This window comes from Streptomyces coeruleofuscus (assembly GCF_039532725.1).
Lineage (GTDB): Bacteria > Actinomycetota > Actinomycetes > Streptomycetales > Streptomycetaceae > Streptomyces > Streptomyces coeruleofuscus.
Genome location: NZ_BAAASE010000001.1, coordinates 702,495 through 718,779 on the forward strand (window position 1 = coordinate 702,495; position 16,285 = coordinate 718,779).

General features: G+C 72.7%; 17 protein-coding genes. 9 read left to right on the forward strand and 8 right to left on the reverse strand.

Going from position 1 to position 16,285, the window contains the following annotated elements; all coding sequences use genetic code 11:
* Positions 1 to 20: 20 nt before the first annotated feature.
* Together ABFX81_RS03020 and ABFX81_RS03025 are read right to left on the reverse strand one after the other, a co-directional pair.
* Complete coding sequence (locus ABFX81_RS03020; RefSeq protein WP_346137585.1) at positions 21 to 1,145, reverse strand: tetratricopeptide repeat protein; 1,125 nt, start codon at positions 1,143 to 1,145, stop codon at positions 21 to 23.
* Complete coding sequence (locus ABFX81_RS03025) at positions 1,142 to 2,377, reverse strand: AAA family ATPase (protein WP_086849820.1); 1,236 nt, start codon at positions 2,375 to 2,377, stop codon at positions 1,142 to 1,144. Before ABFX81_RS03025 ends, ABFX81_RS03020 begins: the two co-directional genes overlap by 4 nt.
* A 165-nt stretch (positions 2,378 to 2,542) precedes the next feature.
* On the opposite strand from ABFX81_RS03025, the gene ABFX81_RS03030 reads away from it, so the two are divergent.
* Together ABFX81_RS03030 and ABFX81_RS03035 are read left to right on the forward strand one after the other, a co-directional pair.
* The gene (locus ABFX81_RS03030; RefSeq protein ID WP_086849822.1) at positions 2,543 to 3,457 is read left to right on the forward strand and encodes a HipA family kinase; all 915 of its coding nucleotides are present in this window, start codon (positions 2,543 to 2,545) and stop codon (positions 3,455 to 3,457) included.
* Positions 3,454 to 3,747 carry a SelT/SelW/SelH family protein gene (locus ABFX81_RS03035; protein ID WP_086849824.1) on the forward strand — a complete coding sequence of 98 codons (294 nt, stop codon included), beginning with the start codon at positions 3,454 to 3,456 and terminating at the stop codon, positions 3,745 to 3,747. The genes ABFX81_RS03030 and ABFX81_RS03035 overlap by 4 nt, the downstream gene beginning before the upstream one ends.
* A 1-nt stretch (position 3,748) precedes the next feature.
* Here ABFX81_RS03035 and aceB read toward each other — a convergent pair whose 3' ends face one another.
* Both aceB and ABFX81_RS03045 read right to left on the reverse strand, forming a co-directional pair.
* Positions 3,749 to 5,374 (reverse strand): malate synthase A, encoded by a 1,626-nt coding sequence (aceB, locus tag ABFX81_RS03040; protein WP_086849826.1) that lies wholly within the window; start codon positions 5,372 to 5,374, stop codon positions 3,749 to 3,751.
* Between the two features lie 207 nt (positions 5,375 to 5,581).
* On the reverse strand, positions 5,582 to 6,196 hold the full coding sequence (locus ABFX81_RS03045) for an NTP transferase domain-containing protein (RefSeq protein ID WP_086849828.1): 615 nt from the start codon (positions 6,194 to 6,196) through the stop codon (positions 5,582 to 5,584).
* A gap of 257 nt (positions 6,197 to 6,453) precedes the next feature.
* Here ABFX81_RS03045 and ABFX81_RS03050 point away from each other — a divergent pair, with 257 nt between their 5' ends.
* A complete protein-coding gene (locus ABFX81_RS03050) occupies positions 6,454 to 6,720 on the forward strand; it encodes a DUF5955 family protein (RefSeq protein ID WP_346137586.1) in 267 nt (88 codons plus the stop codon).
* Positions 6,721 to 6,761: 41 nt separating this feature from the next.
* On the opposite strand, the gene ABFX81_RS03055 is transcribed toward ABFX81_RS03050, so the two are convergent.
* On the reverse strand, positions 6,762 to 7,919 hold the full coding sequence (locus ABFX81_RS03055) for a nuclear transport factor 2 family protein (protein ID WP_086849832.1): 1,158 nt from the start codon (positions 7,917 to 7,919) through the stop codon (positions 6,762 to 6,764).
* Positions 7,920 to 8,014: 95 nt separating this feature from the next.
* Between ABFX81_RS03055 and ABFX81_RS03060 the strand changes: the two genes are divergently transcribed.
* Positions 8,015 to 8,917 (forward strand): LysR substrate-binding domain-containing protein, encoded by a 903-nt coding sequence (locus ABFX81_RS03060; protein WP_086849835.1) that lies wholly within the window; start codon positions 8,015 to 8,017, stop codon positions 8,915 to 8,917.
* Between the two features lie 19 nt (positions 8,918 to 8,936).
* On the opposite strand, the gene ABFX81_RS03065 is transcribed toward ABFX81_RS03060, so the two are convergent.
* Complete coding sequence (locus tag ABFX81_RS03065; protein ID WP_086849837.1) at positions 8,937 to 9,734, reverse strand: IclR family transcriptional regulator domain-containing protein; 798 nt, start codon at positions 9,732 to 9,734, stop codon at positions 8,937 to 8,939.
* A gap of 164 nt (positions 9,735 to 9,898) precedes the next feature.
* Between ABFX81_RS03065 and allB the strand changes: the two genes are divergently transcribed.
* Positions 9,899 to 11,239 (forward strand): allantoinase AllB, encoded by a 1,341-nt coding sequence (gene allB, locus ABFX81_RS03070; protein ID WP_086849839.1) that lies wholly within the window; start codon positions 9,899 to 9,901, stop codon positions 11,237 to 11,239.
* Positions 11,240 to 11,273: 34 nt separating this feature from the next.
* Entirely contained in the window at positions 11,274 to 12,389 is a 1,116-nt protein-coding gene (gene alc / locus ABFX81_RS03075; RefSeq protein WP_086849841.1) for an allantoicase, read from the forward strand.
* A 77-nt stretch (positions 12,390 to 12,466) separates the two neighbouring features.
* Here alc and ABFX81_RS03080 read toward each other — a convergent pair whose 3' ends face one another.
* A complete protein-coding gene (locus ABFX81_RS03080) occupies positions 12,467 to 13,210 on the reverse strand; it encodes an SDR family oxidoreductase (RefSeq protein WP_086849843.1) in 744 nt (247 codons plus the stop codon).
* Between the two features lie 176 nt (positions 13,211 to 13,386).
* Here ABFX81_RS03080 and ABFX81_RS03085 point away from each other — a divergent pair, with 176 nt between their 5' ends.
* Together ABFX81_RS03085 and ABFX81_RS03090 are read left to right on the forward strand one after the other, a co-directional pair.
* Positions 13,387 to 14,013 (forward strand): dihydrofolate reductase family protein, encoded by a 627-nt coding sequence (locus tag ABFX81_RS03085; RefSeq protein ID WP_086849845.1) that lies wholly within the window; start codon positions 13,387 to 13,389, stop codon positions 14,011 to 14,013.
* A 150-nt stretch (positions 14,014 to 14,163) separates the two neighbouring features.
* Positions 14,164 to 14,559, forward strand: a complete 396-nt coding sequence (locus ABFX81_RS03090) for a guanyl-specific ribonuclease (protein WP_086849847.1) — start codon at positions 14,164 to 14,166, stop codon at positions 14,557 to 14,559.
* A 48-nt stretch (positions 14,560 to 14,607) separates the two neighbouring features.
* Here ABFX81_RS03090 and ABFX81_RS03095 read toward each other — a convergent pair whose 3' ends face one another.
* Complete coding sequence (locus ABFX81_RS03095) at positions 14,608 to 14,808, reverse strand: hypothetical protein (RefSeq protein ID WP_086849849.1); 201 nt, start codon at positions 14,806 to 14,808, stop codon at positions 14,608 to 14,610.
* Between the two features lie 180 nt (positions 14,809 to 14,988).
* Here ABFX81_RS03095 and ABFX81_RS03100 point away from each other — a divergent pair, with 180 nt between their 5' ends.
* Positions 14,989 to 16,266 carry a sensor histidine kinase gene (locus ABFX81_RS03100; protein WP_428837131.1) on the forward strand — a complete coding sequence of 426 codons (1,278 nt, stop codon included), beginning with the start codon at positions 14,989 to 14,991 and terminating at the stop codon, positions 16,264 to 16,266.
* Positions 16,267 to 16,285 lie beyond the last annotated feature (19 nt).

A 16,285-nucleotide genomic window follows, 5' to 3' on the forward strand; every position in this document is an offset into this window, starting at 1 on the left:
TCATGATCGCGGATACCCGTTCAGCCGTCCTTGCCCCGGTCGAACCACATCGTCGCCACCGTCGGCAGCAGACCGGCCCAGAACAGCACCTGCGGGACCGTGCGTTCCGTCCACGGGACCTGGGTGATCAGCAGCGCGCAGACCATGGCCCACGCCGCCTGGGTCAGGGCGACACGGGGCCAGGTACGACGGCGGAGCAGCGAGCGCAGATTGACCTGGACGCCGGCGCGCAGCCTCCGGTACCTCAGCAGGGCGCCCAGGGTCCAGACCACGGCCATGGGGACGAGGTCCCAGAGCCGCTGGCCCAGCGGCAGCGGCAGCTCCCGCTGGGTCTCGCCCCCGGTCGCGAACAGGTCGATGCCCACCCCGGCGAGAGCCAGGCAGAGCAGGGCCGGCCAGCGGATGCCGCGCAGCAGACGGTAGGAGGCGTCGTCCAGGCCGCTGCGCATCGGGGCGGAGTCCGGGGCGGTGGCCAGCGCGTCGGCGTACAGGGTGGCGGCCTCCGCCGCCTTGACGCCGGGAGCGGTCGCCGCCTTCTTCGTCCGCCGGGCCAGGGCCTGCTCGTGCTGCGGATCGAGCCGCAAGATGGCCTCGTCGAGCTGATCGGCGACGGTCCGGTTGCCCGCCATGTCGGCGATCAGCCACGCCACCTCGTAGGCGAACACCTCCTCCGGCCCCAACCGGATGGCCTCCTGGGCGAGTTCGCCGGCCTCCCGCAGGGCGGCGTCCTGGTCCTCGCGCCTGACCTGGCCGCCGTTGGCCCGCCCGGAGCGGATCGCCCTGATGCGCCAGAGCCAGTTGGCGAGCAGCGCGTAGCCGTACCAGTTCTCGGGGGCGAGGCGGATCACCTCGCGCAGCACGCCCTCGGTCTCCAGGAAGCGGCCCGCGGCACGCAGGGCGTGCGCGTGCATGACGAGCGCTCCGATGTCCTCGGAGTCCAGCGCCAGCGCCCGCTCCGTCGCCTCCAGGGCCTTCGGCCCGTCCTGCTCGTCCCCGAGGTGGCTGCGGGCGAGCTTGACCCAGGCCCGGACGTCGTCGGGGTCCTCCGCGAGCCGCCGCGCCAGCAGCTCGCGGGCCTCCGCGTACCGCTTGAGGTCGATGAGCAGGTCGGCCCGCTCCACGGCGGGGTGCACGGTGGCGGTCACAGCTTGCGCCTCTTCTTCAGGTAGGCCACCAGGTCGTCGTACATCCCGCCCTCGTTGGCGAACATCGCCACGTTCCGCGCGGAGGCGAACCACGGCTCGGCCGACGGGACGACCTCCTTGACGGCGGCCAGCAAGTCCTTCATGCCGATCATCCGGACCGTCCCGGTGCCCGCCGAGTCCAGCAGCGCCCGCTCGGCCGCCGCCTCGCAGACATGCGCCAGGTCCGCGCCCGACAGGCCGTCCGTGGCTTTGACCAGCTTGCCCAGGTCGACGTTCTCGATGGGCCGGTCCCGCAGGTGGTAGCGGAGGATCGCCTCCCGGGCCGGACCGTCGGGCGGCAGGACCAGGATCGTCCGGTCCAGCCGGCCGGGACGGCGCAGGGCGTTGTCCACGTCCCAGGGCACGTTCGTGGCGGCCAGCACGAACACGCCCTCGTTCGCCGCCGAGTCGATGCCGTCCAGCTCGGTGAGGAGCTGGTTCACCGTGTTGCGCATGCCGCTGTGCGCGGTGCGGCTGCGCTTGGCGCCGAGGGCGTCCAGCTCGTCCAGGAAGACCACGCAGGGCGCCTGGCGGCGGGCGGTCTCGAACACCTCGTGCATGTTGCGCTCGGAGTTGCCGATCCACATGTCGAGCACGTCGTTGACCGACACCGACAGGAACGCGGCGCCGAGTTCCCCGGCGACCGCGCGGGCGATGAACGTCTTCCCACAGCCGGGCGGCCCGTATAGCAGCAGTCCGCCGCGCAGGCTCTTGCCGTACAGCTTGCGCAGCTCGGGGTTGCGCAGCGGCGCCAGGAACGCCGCCTCCAGGCGGTCCTTGACCTCCTGCATGCCGCCGACGTCGGCCAGCCGCACCCCGCCGGGCGTCTCCACGTCCCACGCCTCGGCGCCGCCGGGATCGTCCTGTCCGTCCGCGCGGACCGGCGCCTCGACGAACCGCGGCGGCACCACGTCCCCCACCTGCTCCTCGGCGGCCCGCCAGTCGAATCCCGGCCGCCGGTCCAGGGGTTGCGCCGGCGCCGGGGCCGGCGCGCCCATCGCCCGGGCCATCAGGTCACGGGCCTGGGGGTCGCCCGGCGCGTGCTGAAGGGCCACGGCCGCCTCGGCGACGGCGGCCTCCGAACGGCCCGCCTCCAGCAGGAGTTGGGCCAGGTGCAACCGCAGGGGTACGTCCGCGGGAGCGGCGGCGAGGGCGGTGCGCAGACTCTGTATGAGAGGGGAGTCGTCCGGCATGATCCACAGCGTAACGCCCGCCCTGTGACACCTCGGGGGGCGCCCGGCGTCCAGCCGCGTACCGGCGATCACCCTCGCTTACTATGCTCGCTTCATGCCGGCGGAGGCCGGCGGCAAGGAGCGGACGGCCATGGACGGACTGCCGGGGAGGCAAGGCCCGAGGACATGCTGAGAGAGGTCACCGCGACCCGCTACGTCGCACCCCTGACGTCCGGCGGATCCGTACCCGGAGTCGTCGAGGCCGACGACCTGGGCACCTACGTCGTGAAGTTCACCGGCTCCGCCCAGGGCCGCAAGGCGCTCGTCGCCGAAGTGATCGTGGGGGAGCTGGCCCGCGCCCTCGGGCTGCGCTTCCCCGAGCTGGTGCTGGTGCACTTCGACCCGGTGATCGCGCGGGACGAGCCGCACCAGGAGGTGCGGGGCCTGCACGCGGCCAGCGGGGGCGTGAACCTCGGCATGGACTACCTGCCGGGCGCCCGTGATTTCACGCCGGACATCGCGCGGGTCTTCCCCGTCGATCCCCTGGAGGCGGGGAGGATCGTCTGGCTCGACGCCCTGACCGTGAACGTCGACCGCACGGTCCACAGCTCCAACCTGATGGTCTGGCCCACCCTGGGCGTGGCGCCGCCGCGCCTGTGGCTGATCGACCACGGTGCCGCGCTCGTGTTCCACCACCGCTGGGACGGCACCGACCCCGCCAAGGTGTACGACTTCCGGCACCACGCCCTCGGCCACTACGGACCCGACGTCCGGGCCGCCGACGCCGAGCTGGCTCCCAGGGTGACCGAGGAGCTGCTGCGCCGGATCCTCGCCGAGGTCCCGGACGCCTGGCTCGCGGACGAGCCGGGCTTCGCCACTGCCCGGGAGGCACGCGAGGCCTACGTGTCGTACGTCCACGCGCGCGTGCGGGCCTCCGAGGCCTGGCTGCCCACCGACTTCCCCGGCCGGGAGGAGCTCGCCGCCGAGGAGGCCCGCCGGGCGGCGCGCAGCCGGCAAGGACGCCCCGCGTGGCTCCGGCAGGTCCCCGACCTGCACGGCAAGCCCGCGGCCGAACAGGATTGGTCGGTGCATCTCGGATGAGTGGCCGTGTAGAGATCGAGTACTGCACCCAGTGCCGCTGGCTGCCCCGCGCGGCCTGGCTGGCGCAGGAACTGCTCACGACGTTCGAGTCCGAGCTGACGGAACTGGCGCTGAAGCCCGGCAAGGGCGGCGTGTTCGTCGTCCGCGTCGACGGCGAGGTCGTCTGGGACCGGCGGGAGCAGGGCTTCCCCGAGCCGACGGCCGTGAAGCGGGCCGTACGCGACCGAGTGGCCCCGGGGAAGCCCCTGGGCCACTCGGACAAGCCGTCCGCCGAGCCTTCCGCGGACTGAGTCAGCCCTTGAGCTGCTCGTACGCCGGGAGCGTCAGGAAGTCGGCGTAGTCCTCGTCGAGCGAGACCGTCAGCAGCAGGTCGTGCGCCTGCTGCCAGTTGCCGGCCGCGAAGGCCTCCTCGCCGATCTCGGCCCTGATGCCGGCGAGTTCCTCGGCGGCGACCTTGCGGGCCAGGTCGGCGGTGACCTGCTCGCCGTTGTCGAGGACGACACCGGCGTTGATCCACTGCCAGATCTGGGAGCGGGAGATCTCGGCGGTGGCGGCGTCCTCCATGAGGTTGAAGATCGCGACCGCGCCGAGGCCGCGCAGCCAGGCCTCGATGTAGCGGATGCCGACCTGCACGGCGTTCACCAGACCCGCGTACGTCGGCTTGGCGTCCAGCGAGTCGATCGCGATCAGGTCGGCCGCCTTGACGTCGACGTCCTCGCGCAGGCGGTCCTTCTGGTTGGGCTTGTCGCCGAGGACCTTGTCGAAGGACTCCATGGCGATCGGCACCAGGTCGGGGTGGGCGACCCAGGAGCCGTCGAAGCCGTCGTTCGCCTCGCGGTCCTTGTCGGCGCGGACCTTCTCGAAGGCGACCTTGTTGACCTCCGCGTCCCGGCGGGACGGGATGAACGCCGCCATGCCGCCGATCGCGTGCGCGCCGCGCTTGTGGCAGGTACGGACGAGGAGTTCGGTGTACGCGCGCATGAACGGGGCCGTCATCGTCACCGCGTTGCGGTCCGGCAGGACGAACTTGGCGCCGCCGTCCCGGAAGTTCTTGACGATGGAGAACAGGTAGTCCCAGCGGCCCGCGTTCAGCCCGGAGGCGTGGTCGCGCAGTTCGTAGAGGATCTCCTCCATCTCGTACGCGGCCGTGATCGTCTCGATCAGCACGGTGGCGCGCACGGTGCCCTGCGGGATGCCGAGGTAGTCCTGCGCGAAGACGAAGACCTCGTTCCAGAGGCGGGCCTCCAGGTGCGACTCCGTCTTGGGCAGGTAGAAGTACGGGCCCTTGCCCAGGCCCAGCAGGCGCTTGGCGTTGTGGAAGAAGTACAGGCCGAAGTCGACGAGCGCGCCGGGCACGGGGGTGCCGTCCGCGTCGACGAGGTGGCGCTCGTTCAGGTGCCAGCCCCGCGGGCGCATGACGACCGTGGCGAGTTCCTCGTTCGCCTTCAGGGCATACGACTTGCCCGACTTCGGGTCCGTGAAGTCGATGTTCCGCGTGTAGGCGTCGATCAGGTTGAGCTGGCCGGAGACCACGTTCTCCCAGGTCGGCGCGGAGGCGTCCTCGAAGTCCGCGAGCCACACCTTCGCGCCCGAGTTGAGGGCGTTGATGGTCATCTTGCGGTCGGTGGGGCCGGTGATCTCGACCCGCCGGTCGTCGAGGGCGTCGGGGGCCGGGGCGACCTTCCAGGAGTCGTCGGCGCGGACCGCGGCGGTCTCCGGGAGGAAGCCGAGGGAGGAGGTGCGGGCGATCTCGGCGCGCCGCTCGGCGCGGCGGGCGAGGAGTTCGTCACGGCGGGGCGTGAACCGCCGGTGCAGCTCGGCCACGAAGGCGAGCGCCGCTTCGGTGAGGACCTCCTCCTGCCGGGGCAGGGGCTCGGCGTCGACGACGGCCAGCGGGGACGGCGCTGGTGCGGACATGAACTGTCACTTCCTTCAGCGAGCTACGAAGACGAACCGGCGGTTCGGCACCGGGTGCCAGTCTTCCCGGATACGGCGTTCGGCGCCCGCGGGGGCCTCGGGCGCTTCTGAACAGTGGATACTAGTTTCCTCATGGTGGAAGTTCAATCATCTGTTGATGTCGAGATTCTCAGAGTCGAGGCAAGGTGGCTCTCCGTGCCACCCCCTTCACTCAAGGTGGGCCAGATCGGCCTCCGTGTCGATGTCGAAGGGCCGGGCCACGTCCCCGCACTCGACGAGCCTGATCCCCGGCTCGCGCTCCTTCAGATAGGCCCGTGCCCCCTGGTCCCCGGTCGCAGTCGCGGCGATGCCCGCCCAGTGAGCCGCCCCGAACAGGACCGGATGCCCGCGCATTCCGTCGTACGCGGCCGACACCAGCGACTCCTCGTCCTCGTACGCCCCGAGGACCCGGGCCACCGCCTCCGGGCCGATACCGGGCTGGTCGACGAGTGAGACCAGGGCGGCCGCCGCGCCCGTACCGGCGAGCGAGTCCAGTCCGGCCCGCAGGGACGTCCCCATGCCCTCTTCCCAGTCGGGGTTGCCGACCAGGACGCATCCCGGCAGCGCGGCTCGCGCCCGGACCTCGTCCGCCCGCGCGCCCAGCACCACGTGGACCCGCTCGCAGCCGCCCTCGCGCAGCACCCGCACCGCGTGCTCCACGAGCGGCCGTCCCCGGTGGGTGAGCAGTGCCTTGGGGCGCCCGCCGAGCCGCCGCCCGCCCCCGGCGGCGAGCAGTACCCCCGCAACCGCAGGCGTCCTTTTCGTCGTCTTACGTGTCGTCATGGATCCTGCATACCGCACGACCCGGACCGGAAAGTCACGCAGCGGAGCAAGTCGATGACGCAATGGACTGGCGCCTGGTGGTCCGCGTCGTTTACTGTCGCCCGCACCGACCGGCCGGGCGGCCGACCGGCGCCCGGTGTGGGGGACTTCGCGTCGGAGGGGCACGCGCACGACGGAGTGCGAGGGGGAGGACTGTGTTGCGGAGCGTTGAGCAGAGGCGGCAGGGGTCTGTGACCGGCGGCGACGATGATCCGCGCGTGACGGAGCTGCGCTCCGCCGTCGCCCGGCTGCGCCGTCGGCTCGCCGCCCATCCCGGCGAGTTCGCCGACCGGACCATCGCCGAGGAGGAACTCGCCGCCCTGGACGCCATGGCGGCCGACGGCACCCCCGAGATCCCGCGGCTGCGCCGCTCCCTCCTGCTGATAGCGGGCGCGATCGGCTCGGTGAGCGCGCTGGCCCCGGAACTGGCGGAGGTCCGCCGGGCCGTGGACCTCTTCGGCGGGCCGGTGCGCGGGCAGGGCTAGGGGCTCTGTCCGGATCAGGCCGAAGGGCACGCCAGAGCCGGTCAGGAATGCCGGTGATAGGCCTTGTTGGCGATCCGCCACCTGTCGCCGACGCGGACCAGCAGGAAGACGTCGGTGAAGGTGTCCGCGCCGTGCAGGAGCGTCATGGTCGCGGTCGCGACGGTGCCGTGGACGTCGACGGTGTCGATGCGGCGGGAGCGGGCCGGCTCGTCCGCGGCCGGCCGGCCCTCGAAGAGAGCGCAGTACTCCTCCAGGGGCCACGAGACGAACGCGCCGTCCCGGAGCCCCTCGACGTGGGCGGTGGGCAGGAACGCGTCACGGAAGTGGGCGGGGTCGCCGGTGGCGTGCCCGCGGACGTAGGCGCGGAGCGGTTCGAGCACGGCGTCCTCGACGGCGGGGACGGTGGCGGCGGTGGCGATGTCGGCCTCGGGGCCGGCCGGGAGGTCCGCCAGGCCGGCCGCGCTGCGCAACGGCGTGTCCGACGCGGCGGCCAGCAGAGCCATGTCCTTGGCCAGCGCGCCGATCGTGAACTCGGCCGCGGCGGTGACGGGCTCGCCGGTGAGAAAGGCCCGCTTGTGCGCCACGAGCCCGCCGAGCCGGCCGAGTTCGAGTACGTCCAGCACCTGGTCGCGGGGCAGGCCTAGGGCGTCGCCCTGCCGCAGTGAGTCGCGCAGGGCGAGGACCGCGCCGGCGAGGCCGTTGTTGGCGATCAGCTTGAGCGCGGCGGCGGTGGCGGCATCCCCGACGGGCAGCACCGAGCCCAGCGTCTCCAGCACCGGCCGGGCCCGGTCCAGGGCATCCCGCCCGGCGGCGGCGAGAATGCGCAGGGCACCGGCGGAGGCGGCCGGAACCGAGCCGAGCACGGGCGCGTGGACGTAGGACGGGCCGAGCCGCCGGGCCAGTTCCGACGCTTCGGCGGGGGAGATGGTGCTGGTGTTCACCACGATGGTGTCGGCTCGCAGCGCGCCACGGACGTCGTCGAGGACCTGCCGGCAGGCCGGACCGTCGAACAGCGCCAGGAGCACCAGGCCGGCCTCCGCCACGGCGTCGCGCGGGTCGCCGGTCGTCCTGACGGCGCCCGAGGCGCGTCCGGAACGGGTCCAGCCGATGACGGTGCGGCCCTGAGCGGCCAGTCGGGTCGCGATCGCGTCGCCCATGCGTCCCAGGCCGAGGACGGCGATCGTGTGCGGTGTGGTCATGGGCGCCAGAGTGGTGCAACGCGGAGGCTGCGAAAAGCGCAGATCTCGCATGCCAGCACTGTCGGACGCGCATACCGGCTGGTCATACTGGGGTCATGGACCTGACGGTGTGGCGAACCTTCGTGACGGTGTGCCGGCTCGGGTCGCTGTCCGCGGCCGCCGCCGAGCTGCACCACACGCAGTCGGCGGTCTCCCGGCAGATCGCCGGGCTGGAGCGGCAGCTCGGCGTGCCGCTGATGGAGCGGCATGCGCGCGGTGTGCGTCCGACGCCGGCCGGCGAGGTCTTCCGGCGCCACGCCCTCGCCACCCTCAACGAGGCCGACCGCGCCGTCCGCGCCGTACGTGACGCCCGTGACGGGGCGGTCAGCCGGCCCCTGGCCGTCGGTGCGACACCCTCACTGGCCGCGGGGATCGTGCCCGAGGCCATCCGGGCCCTGCTGGAGCACGCCCGGGCGGTCCGCTGGAGCCTGCTTCCCGGTCTGAGCCCCGACCTCCACCAGCGCGTGATCGCCGGCGACCTCGACCTCGCCGTCGTCACGGACGCACCGCCGGGACTGCCCCAGGACCCGAGGGTCGAGCGCCGCTTCCTCGGGCTGGACGAGATGGTCGTCGCGCTGCCCCTCGGCCATCCGCAGGCCGGGCGCGGCCCGGTGCACATGCGGACGCTGGCCGAACAGACCTGGGTCGAGGACAACGACGGCTCGGCGGCGCTCCTGCGCCAGCACGCCGCCCGAGCCGGAGTCAGCGCCCGCATCGACCTCGCCGCGGCCGATCTGCTCGGCAAGCTGGCCCTGGTCGCCACCGGTCACGCCATCGCGCTGATACCCGGCGTCCTGACGCGCGCGCTGCGCACCGACGTCACCACGGTGAGCCTGGTGGATCCCCCGACCCGGGGCGTCTACACGATCACACCCCACCGCGACCCGCACCCCACCGCGCCGCTCCTGCTCGACCGGCTCGCCACGGCCTTCGCCCCGGCCGGTCCCACGGACTCGTGACCGAGTCGTCGTGAATCGGTCAGGCGGGGTTCTGGGTCGCCAGGGCCTCGGACAGTTCGCCGGCGACCTGCTGGAGGACCGGCACGATCTTCTCCGTCGCCGCCTCCGTGACCCGGCCGGCCGGGCCGGAGATGGAAATGGCCGCGGCGGTGGGGGAGTCGGGCACCGAGACCGCCAGGCAGCGGACGCCGATCTCCTGCTCGTTGTCGTCGATCGCGTAGCCCTGGCGGCGCACGTCCTCCAGCGCCGCGAGGAACCCGTCGGGCGTCGTGATGGTCTTCTCCGTCGCGGCGGGCATGCCCGTACGGTTCAGCAGGGCGCGCACCTCCTCCGGCGGGAAACCGGCGAGCAGGGCCTTGCCCACGCCCGTGGAGTGCGGCAGCACGCGCCGGCCGACCTCCGTGAACATGCGCATCGAGTGCTTCGACGGCACCTGCGCCACGTAGACGATCTCGTCCCCGTCCAGCAGCGCCATGTTCGCCGTCTCGCCGGTCTCCTCGACCAGCCGGGCGAGATGGGGCCGTGCCCAGGTGCCCAGCAGCCGGGAGGCGGACTCGCCGAGGCGGATCAGGCGCGGGCCGAGCGCGTACCGGCGGTTGGCCTGCTGCCGTACGTACCCGCAGGCCACCAGCGTGCGCATCAGGCGGTGGATGGTCGGCAGGGGCAGCCCGCTGCTCGCGGACAGCTCGCTCAGGCCGACCTCGCCGCCCGCGTCCGCCATCCGTTCGAGCAGGTCGAAGGCGCGCTCCAGGGACTGGACCCCGCCGTTGGCGGAGGACCGGGCGGAGCCGGTGGTGCTGGCGCTGGACGTCGGCACGGCGCGTTCCTTTCGGGTAGCATTTCGCTTCCCGGGATGTTAATTCCGCTTCGTGGAAAAGTCCAGGGGAGGAGGTAGTGGTGTGTCCTGTAGCAGTGTGCCCTTGACGGGGCCGGAACGGGAGTGAAGACTCCTTCAACAGAACGTTGAAGAAAGGGGTCCGGGTGTCCGACGCTGAACTGGTGCTTCGCTCGACGCGTGTCATCACTCCCGAGGGGACGCGCGCCGCGTCGGTCGCGGTCGCCGCGGGCAAGATCACTGCCGTCCTCCCGTACGACGCGCCCGTACCGGAGACCGCCCGCCTGGAGGACCTGGGCGACCACGTCCTGCTGCCCGGCCTGGTCGACACCCACGTGCACGTCAACGATCCCGGCCGCACCGAGTGGGAGGGCTTCTGGACCGCCACCCGCGCCGCCGCGGGCGGCGGCATCACGACCCTCGTCGACATGCCCCTCAACTCCCTCCCGCCGACCACGACCGTCGCGCACCTGCGGACCAAGCAGCGGGTTGCCGCCGACAAGGCGCACATCGACGTCGGCTTCTGGGGCGGCGCCCTGCCCGACAACATCAAGGACCTGCGCCCGCTGCACGAGGCCGGCGTCTTCGGCTTCAAGGCGTTCCTGTCGCCGTCCGGAGTCGACGAGTTCCCGCACCTCGAACGGGACCCGCTCGCCCGCACCATGGCCGAGATCGCCGCCTTCGGCGGCCTGCTCATCGTGCACGCCGAGGACCCCCGCCTCCTCGCCTCCGCCCCGCAGCGGCCCGGCCCCAGGTACGCCGACTTCCTCGCCTCCCGTCCCCGGGACGCCGAGGACACCGCCATCGCCCAGCTCATCCGCGAGGCGAAGGCCCTCGACGCGCGCGTGCACGTCCTCCATCTCTCCTCCAGCGACGCCCTGCCGATGATCGCCGCGGCGCGGGCGGAGGGCGTCCGCGTCACCGTGGAGACCTGCCCCCACTACCTGACCCTCACCGCCGAGGAAGTCCCCGACGGCGCCAGCGAGTTCAAGTGCTGCCCGCCGATCCGCGAGGCCGCCAACCAGGACCTGCTCTGGCAGGCGCTGGCCGACGGCACCATCGACTGCGTCGTCACCGACCACTCCCCGTCCACCGCCGACCTGAAGACCGACGACTTCGCGACGGCCTGGGGCGGCATCTCCGGGCTCCAGCTGAGCCTGGCGGCGGTGTGGACCGAGGCCCGCAGGCGCGGGCACGGCCTGGAGGACGTGGTCCGCTGGATGTCCGCACGGACGTCCGAACTCGTCGGGCTCGACGACCGCAAGGGCGCCATCGCGGCGGGCCGCGACGCCGACTTCGCCGTCCTCGCCCCCGACGAGACCTTCACCGTCGACCCCGTGGCCCTCCAGCACCGCAACCACGTCACGGCCTACGCGGGCAGGACCCTGTACGGCGTCGTGAAGTCCACCTGGCTGCGCGGGCAGCGCATCGTCGCGGACGGCGAGTTCACCGAACCGAAGGGGCGGCTCCTCACCCGAACCGACTGATCCCCATCCCGGACGAGAAAGGCACCTGATCACCGTGACGGCGATTCCCAGCTTCACCGGCGACGCGAACCCCTACGGAGGCGGCGACCCGTACGCGGACTACCGCACCGCCGACTTCCCCTTCACCCAGTACGCCGACCTCGCCGACCGGCGCCTCGGCGCCGGTGTCATCGCCGCCAACGACGAGTTCTTCGCCCAGCGCGAGAACCTGCTGGTGCCCGGTCGCGCCGAGTTCGACCCCGAGCACTTCGGGCACAAGGGCAAGATCATGGACGGCTGGGAGACGCGCCGCCGCCGGGGCGCCTCCGCCGAGCACCCCTGGCCGACCGCGGAGGACCACGACTGGGCGCTGGTCCGCCTCGGCGCCCCGGGCGTGGTCCGGGGGATCGTCGTCGACACGGCGCACTTCCGCGGCAACTACCCGCAGGCCGTGTCCGTCGAGGGCACCTGCGTGCCGGGCTCCCCGTCGCCGGAGCAGCTCCTCGGGGACGACGTGAAGTGGACGACCCTCGTTCCGCGCACCCCGGTCGGCGGCCACGCGGCGAACGGCTTCCCCGTCGCGGTCGAGCAGCGCTTCACCCACCTGCGGGTCAACCAGCACCCCGACGGCGGCATCGCCCGCCTGCGCGTGCACGGCGAGGTCGTCCCGGACCCCGCCTGGCTGGAGGCGCTGGGCACCTTCGACGTCGTCGCCCTGGAGAACGGCGGCCAGGTCGAGGACGCCTCCGACCTCTTCTACTCACCCGCCACCAACACCATCCAGCCGGGACGCTCCCGCAAGATGGACGACGGCTGGGAGACCCGGCGCCGCCGCGACCAGGGCCACGACTGGATCCGCTACCGGCTGGCCGCCCAGTCCCGGATCCGAGCCGTGGAGATCGACACCGCGTACCTCAAGGGCAACAGCGCCGGCTGGGCCTCGGTGTCCGTGCGCGACGGCGAGGACGGCCAGTGGCGGGAGATCCTGCCCCGCACGCGCCTCCAGCCCGACACCGCCCACCGCTTCGTACTCCCGGTCCCGGCCGTCGGCACGCACGCGCGCGTGGACATCTTCCCGGACGGCGGCATCTCCCGGCTGCGGTTGTTCGGCTCCCTGACGGAGGACGGTGCGCGGCGCCTCGCGGCGCGTCACCAGGAACTGGGCGGCTGAGCCGACCCGTTCCAGGGGGCGCACCGGCCCGACAGCACCGGTGCGCCCCCTGTCTCAGTACCGGTGTGCCCCCTTCCTCACGCCGCGTGCCCGCCGTCCACGGCGAACTCCGCACCGGTGACGTACGTCGCCCCGGCCAGGTACGCCACCATCGACGCCACCTCGTCCGCCGTGCCGAACCGCCCCAGCGCCGTCATCGCCGCCTGACCGGCCGCGTACGGCCCGTCCGCCGGATTCATGTCGGTGTCGATCGGCCCCGGGTGGACGAGGTTCGCCGTGATCCCGCGCCCGCCCAGCTCCCTGGCCAGGGCCTTGGTCAGACCGGCCAGGGCCGCCTTGCTCGTGGCGTAGAGCGTGCCGCCGGGCCCCGGCACGCGCTGGGCCATGCAACTGCCGATCGTGATGATCCGCCCGCCCTCGGGCATGCGCGCGGCGGCGGCCTGGGAGGTCAGGAAGACACCGCGCACGTTGACGGCGAGGACACGGTCCACGTCGGCGAGCGACAGGGTCTCCAGCGGCCCGAGCACCCCCACGCCCGCGTTGTTCACCAGGATGTCCAGGCCGCCCAGCGCCTCGGCCGCCGCGGTCACGGCACCGACCGCCTCGGCGGCGTCCGCCGCGTCCGCGCGCACCGCCACCGCCCGGCGCCCCAGCGCCTCCACGGCCCGTACGACGTCCTCGGCCGCCTCCTTGCCGTTCACATAGCCGACCGCCACGTCCGCGCCCTCCCGGGCCAGCCGCAGGGCCGTCGCCGCGCCGATGCCACGGCTCGCGCCCGTCACGAGAGCCGTCCTGCCGTCGAGTGTTCCTTGAGAAGTCATGGGTCCATCCCACCGGCCGGCCGGCAGCGCTGCTGGCGGTGAACGGACGTCGAGGTGGGGGCCTGTGGATCCGCGCCGCGGGAGCCGTACGGCCCAGCGATGAGTTGCGGACGCCTACGGGGTCTGAACCGATGACAACAGACCCTGACCGTTTCTTGAGAAGAAGGGCACCCGCCATGGGCAAGCTCGTCTCCACCCTCTTCGTCACCCTCGACGGCGTCTACCAGGCCCCCGGCGGCCCCCATGAGGACACCCGCGGCGGTTTCACGCACGGCGGCTGGAGCTTCCCGTACGCCGACGAGGACTTCGGCCGCTTCATCGACGAGGTCTTCGCACGGCCGCACGCCTTCCTGCTCGGGCGCCGCACGTACGACATCTTCAACACGTTCTGGCCGAAGGTGACCGACCCCGCCGATCCGGTCGCCTCGAAACTCAACGCCCTGCCGAAGTACGTCCCGTCCTCCACCCTCAAGGACCCCGAGTGGGCGGGCACCACCGTGCTCACCGGCGACCTCGCCAAGGAGGTCACGGCCCTGAAGGAGCGCACCGACGGCGAGATCCAGGTGCACGGCAGCGGCGCCCTCGTCCGGTCCCTGCTGGCCCACGGCCTCGTCGACTCGCTGCACCTGCTGACCTTCCCGGTCGTGCTCGGCGCCGGGTTCCGGCTGTTCCCGGAGGGCGCCGTACCGACCGCCTTCCGGCACGCCGGAGGGAGCGTCACCAGCACGGGCGTCTCGATCCAGACGTACGAGGTGGCGGGCCGCCCGGAGTACGGCGAGTACGCGCTGCCGGAGGACGCGTAGCCGCCCGCCCCGGCGTCCTCACCGGCCCTGGTGAACAGCCCGTGGGGGCGCCGGGGGAAGGTTAACTTCCCGCTAACTCATCGGACTTGACGGGAAAATCTCCGGGCTTGTCATTGACATGCCACTGTCTACGCGCGTCATCATGTGCGCATGAATTTCCCCCCACGCGCCTCGCGGCTCGGCGCAGCAGCCGCCCTCCTGTCCGCCCTCCTCGTCGGCGGTACCGTCTCCGCCACCACGGCCGACGCGGCCCCCACCGCCGTCGGCAGCATCTGCTACGGCGATCTGCCGTCCCAGGCCCACGACACGCTCGACCTGATCGAGCAGGGCGGCCCCTTCCCGTTCGAGCAGGACGGCACCGTCTTCCAGAACCGGGAAGGCATCCTGCCGAGCCAGTCGTCCGGCTACTACCACGAGTACACGGTCATCACCCCCGGCTCCTCCACCCGCGGTGCGCGGCGCATCGTCACCGGTGAGGAGAACCGGGAGGACTACTACACGGCCGACCACTACGAGTCGTTCGACCTGGTCGACTACGGCTGCTGAGCCGGGCGGCCACCTCCGTGAACGCCGGCCGGAAGTCCGCCCGCGTGCTCAGACGGACTTCCGGCTCCCGGCCGCCGCGAACAGGGCGACGCCCAGCACGAGCAGCACGACGCTCGCGTAGATCTCGTAGCCGTCGAGGAACCCCAGTCGTTGCACGAGGCCCCAGTTCCAGTCGGTCAACTCGTGCACCAGGCCCGCCACGCCCTGTACGAGGGCGAGGAAGCCGAGGATCTCCAGCACCTGCTTCATGGCACGAGCCTCGCCCCGCGGACCCCCCACGCACATCGGCCGCGGGGCGAGCGTCCGTCGGACGGAAGTCCCTGTCCGGACCCCGCCGGCGGCGCCGAAAGTCTGCGGTGCGGTGACTTTGGTCGACGATTGCGGCCAAGGTGAGGTGAACGGGCCCGGACCTGCGTAGATTTGTCGACCGTGAGTGGTGACAACGCGGGGCAGGCCTCCCCGGTGCTGACGGGCGAGACACCTGCGTTGTTCACCGGGCGCAGATGGTTCGTCCCGTCCGCCCTGCTGCACGAGCTCGACCCCGACGCCGCACGGGCCGGGCGACGGCCCCGGCGCACCGCCCGCGACTGGGTCGTCGACTTCTCCTGCTTCGTGGTGGCCGTGCTGGTGGGCGCGGCCGCCATCGAGGCGCTCAACGACAACCCCCATGTCCCGGAATGGCTGGCCGTCGTGGACCAGCTGACCGGGGCGCTGGCCTGCGGGGCCGTCTGGCTGCGCCGCCGCTGGCCGCTGGGGCTCGCCGTGGCGATGGTTCCCATCACCTTCCTCTCGGAGACGGCGGGCGGGGCGGGTCTGATCGCCCTGTTCACCCTCGCCGTGCACCGTCCCTTCCGCTACGTGGCCTGGGTGGGCGGCATCAACGCGGCCCTGGCCCCGCTGTACTACTGGGCGCGCCCCGACGCGGACGTCCCCTACCTGGTGAGCGTGCCCTTCGCCATGGTGCTCACCCTGGCGATCGTCGGCTGGGGCATGTTCGTACGGTCCAAGCGGCAGCTCATGGTGAGCCTCAGGGACCGGGCCCGGCGGGCCGAGACGGAGGCGCGGCTGCGGGCCGAGCAGGCGCAGCGGCTCGCCCGTGAGGCCATCGCGCGGGAGATGCACGACGTGCTCGCCCACCGGCTGACCCTGCTCAGCGTGCACGCCGGCGCCCTGGAGTTCCGGCCCGACGCACCCCCGGCGGAGACGGCTCGGGCGGCGGGGGTGATCCGGGAGAGCGCGCACGAGGCCCTCCAGGACCTGCGCGAGATCATCGGAGTCCTGCGGGCGGGGGAGCCCGACGACACGGGCCGGCCGCAGCCGACGCTCGGCGCGCTGGACACACTGGTCGCCGAGTCGCGTGAGGCCGGCATGAAGGTGACCCTCGACCACCGCGTCGACGACGCCGGCACCGTCCCGTCCTCCGTCGGCCGGACCGCGTACCGGATCGTCCAGGAGGGCCTGACCAACGCCCGCAAGCACGCCCCCGGCACGGAGGTCACGGTGTCCGTCACCGGCGCACCGGGCGACGGCCTCACCGTCTCCGTGCACAACCCGCCCCCCGAGGGCGAGGTGCCGCACGTCCCCGGCTCCGGCCAGGGCCTGATCGGCCTGACGGAACGAGCGACCCTCACGGGCGGCCGTCTGGAGCACGGCCGCACCCCGCAGGGCGGGTTCGAGGTGCGGGCGTGGCTGCCGTGGGGCCGCTGACTTTTCGGCAGTTCGGGGT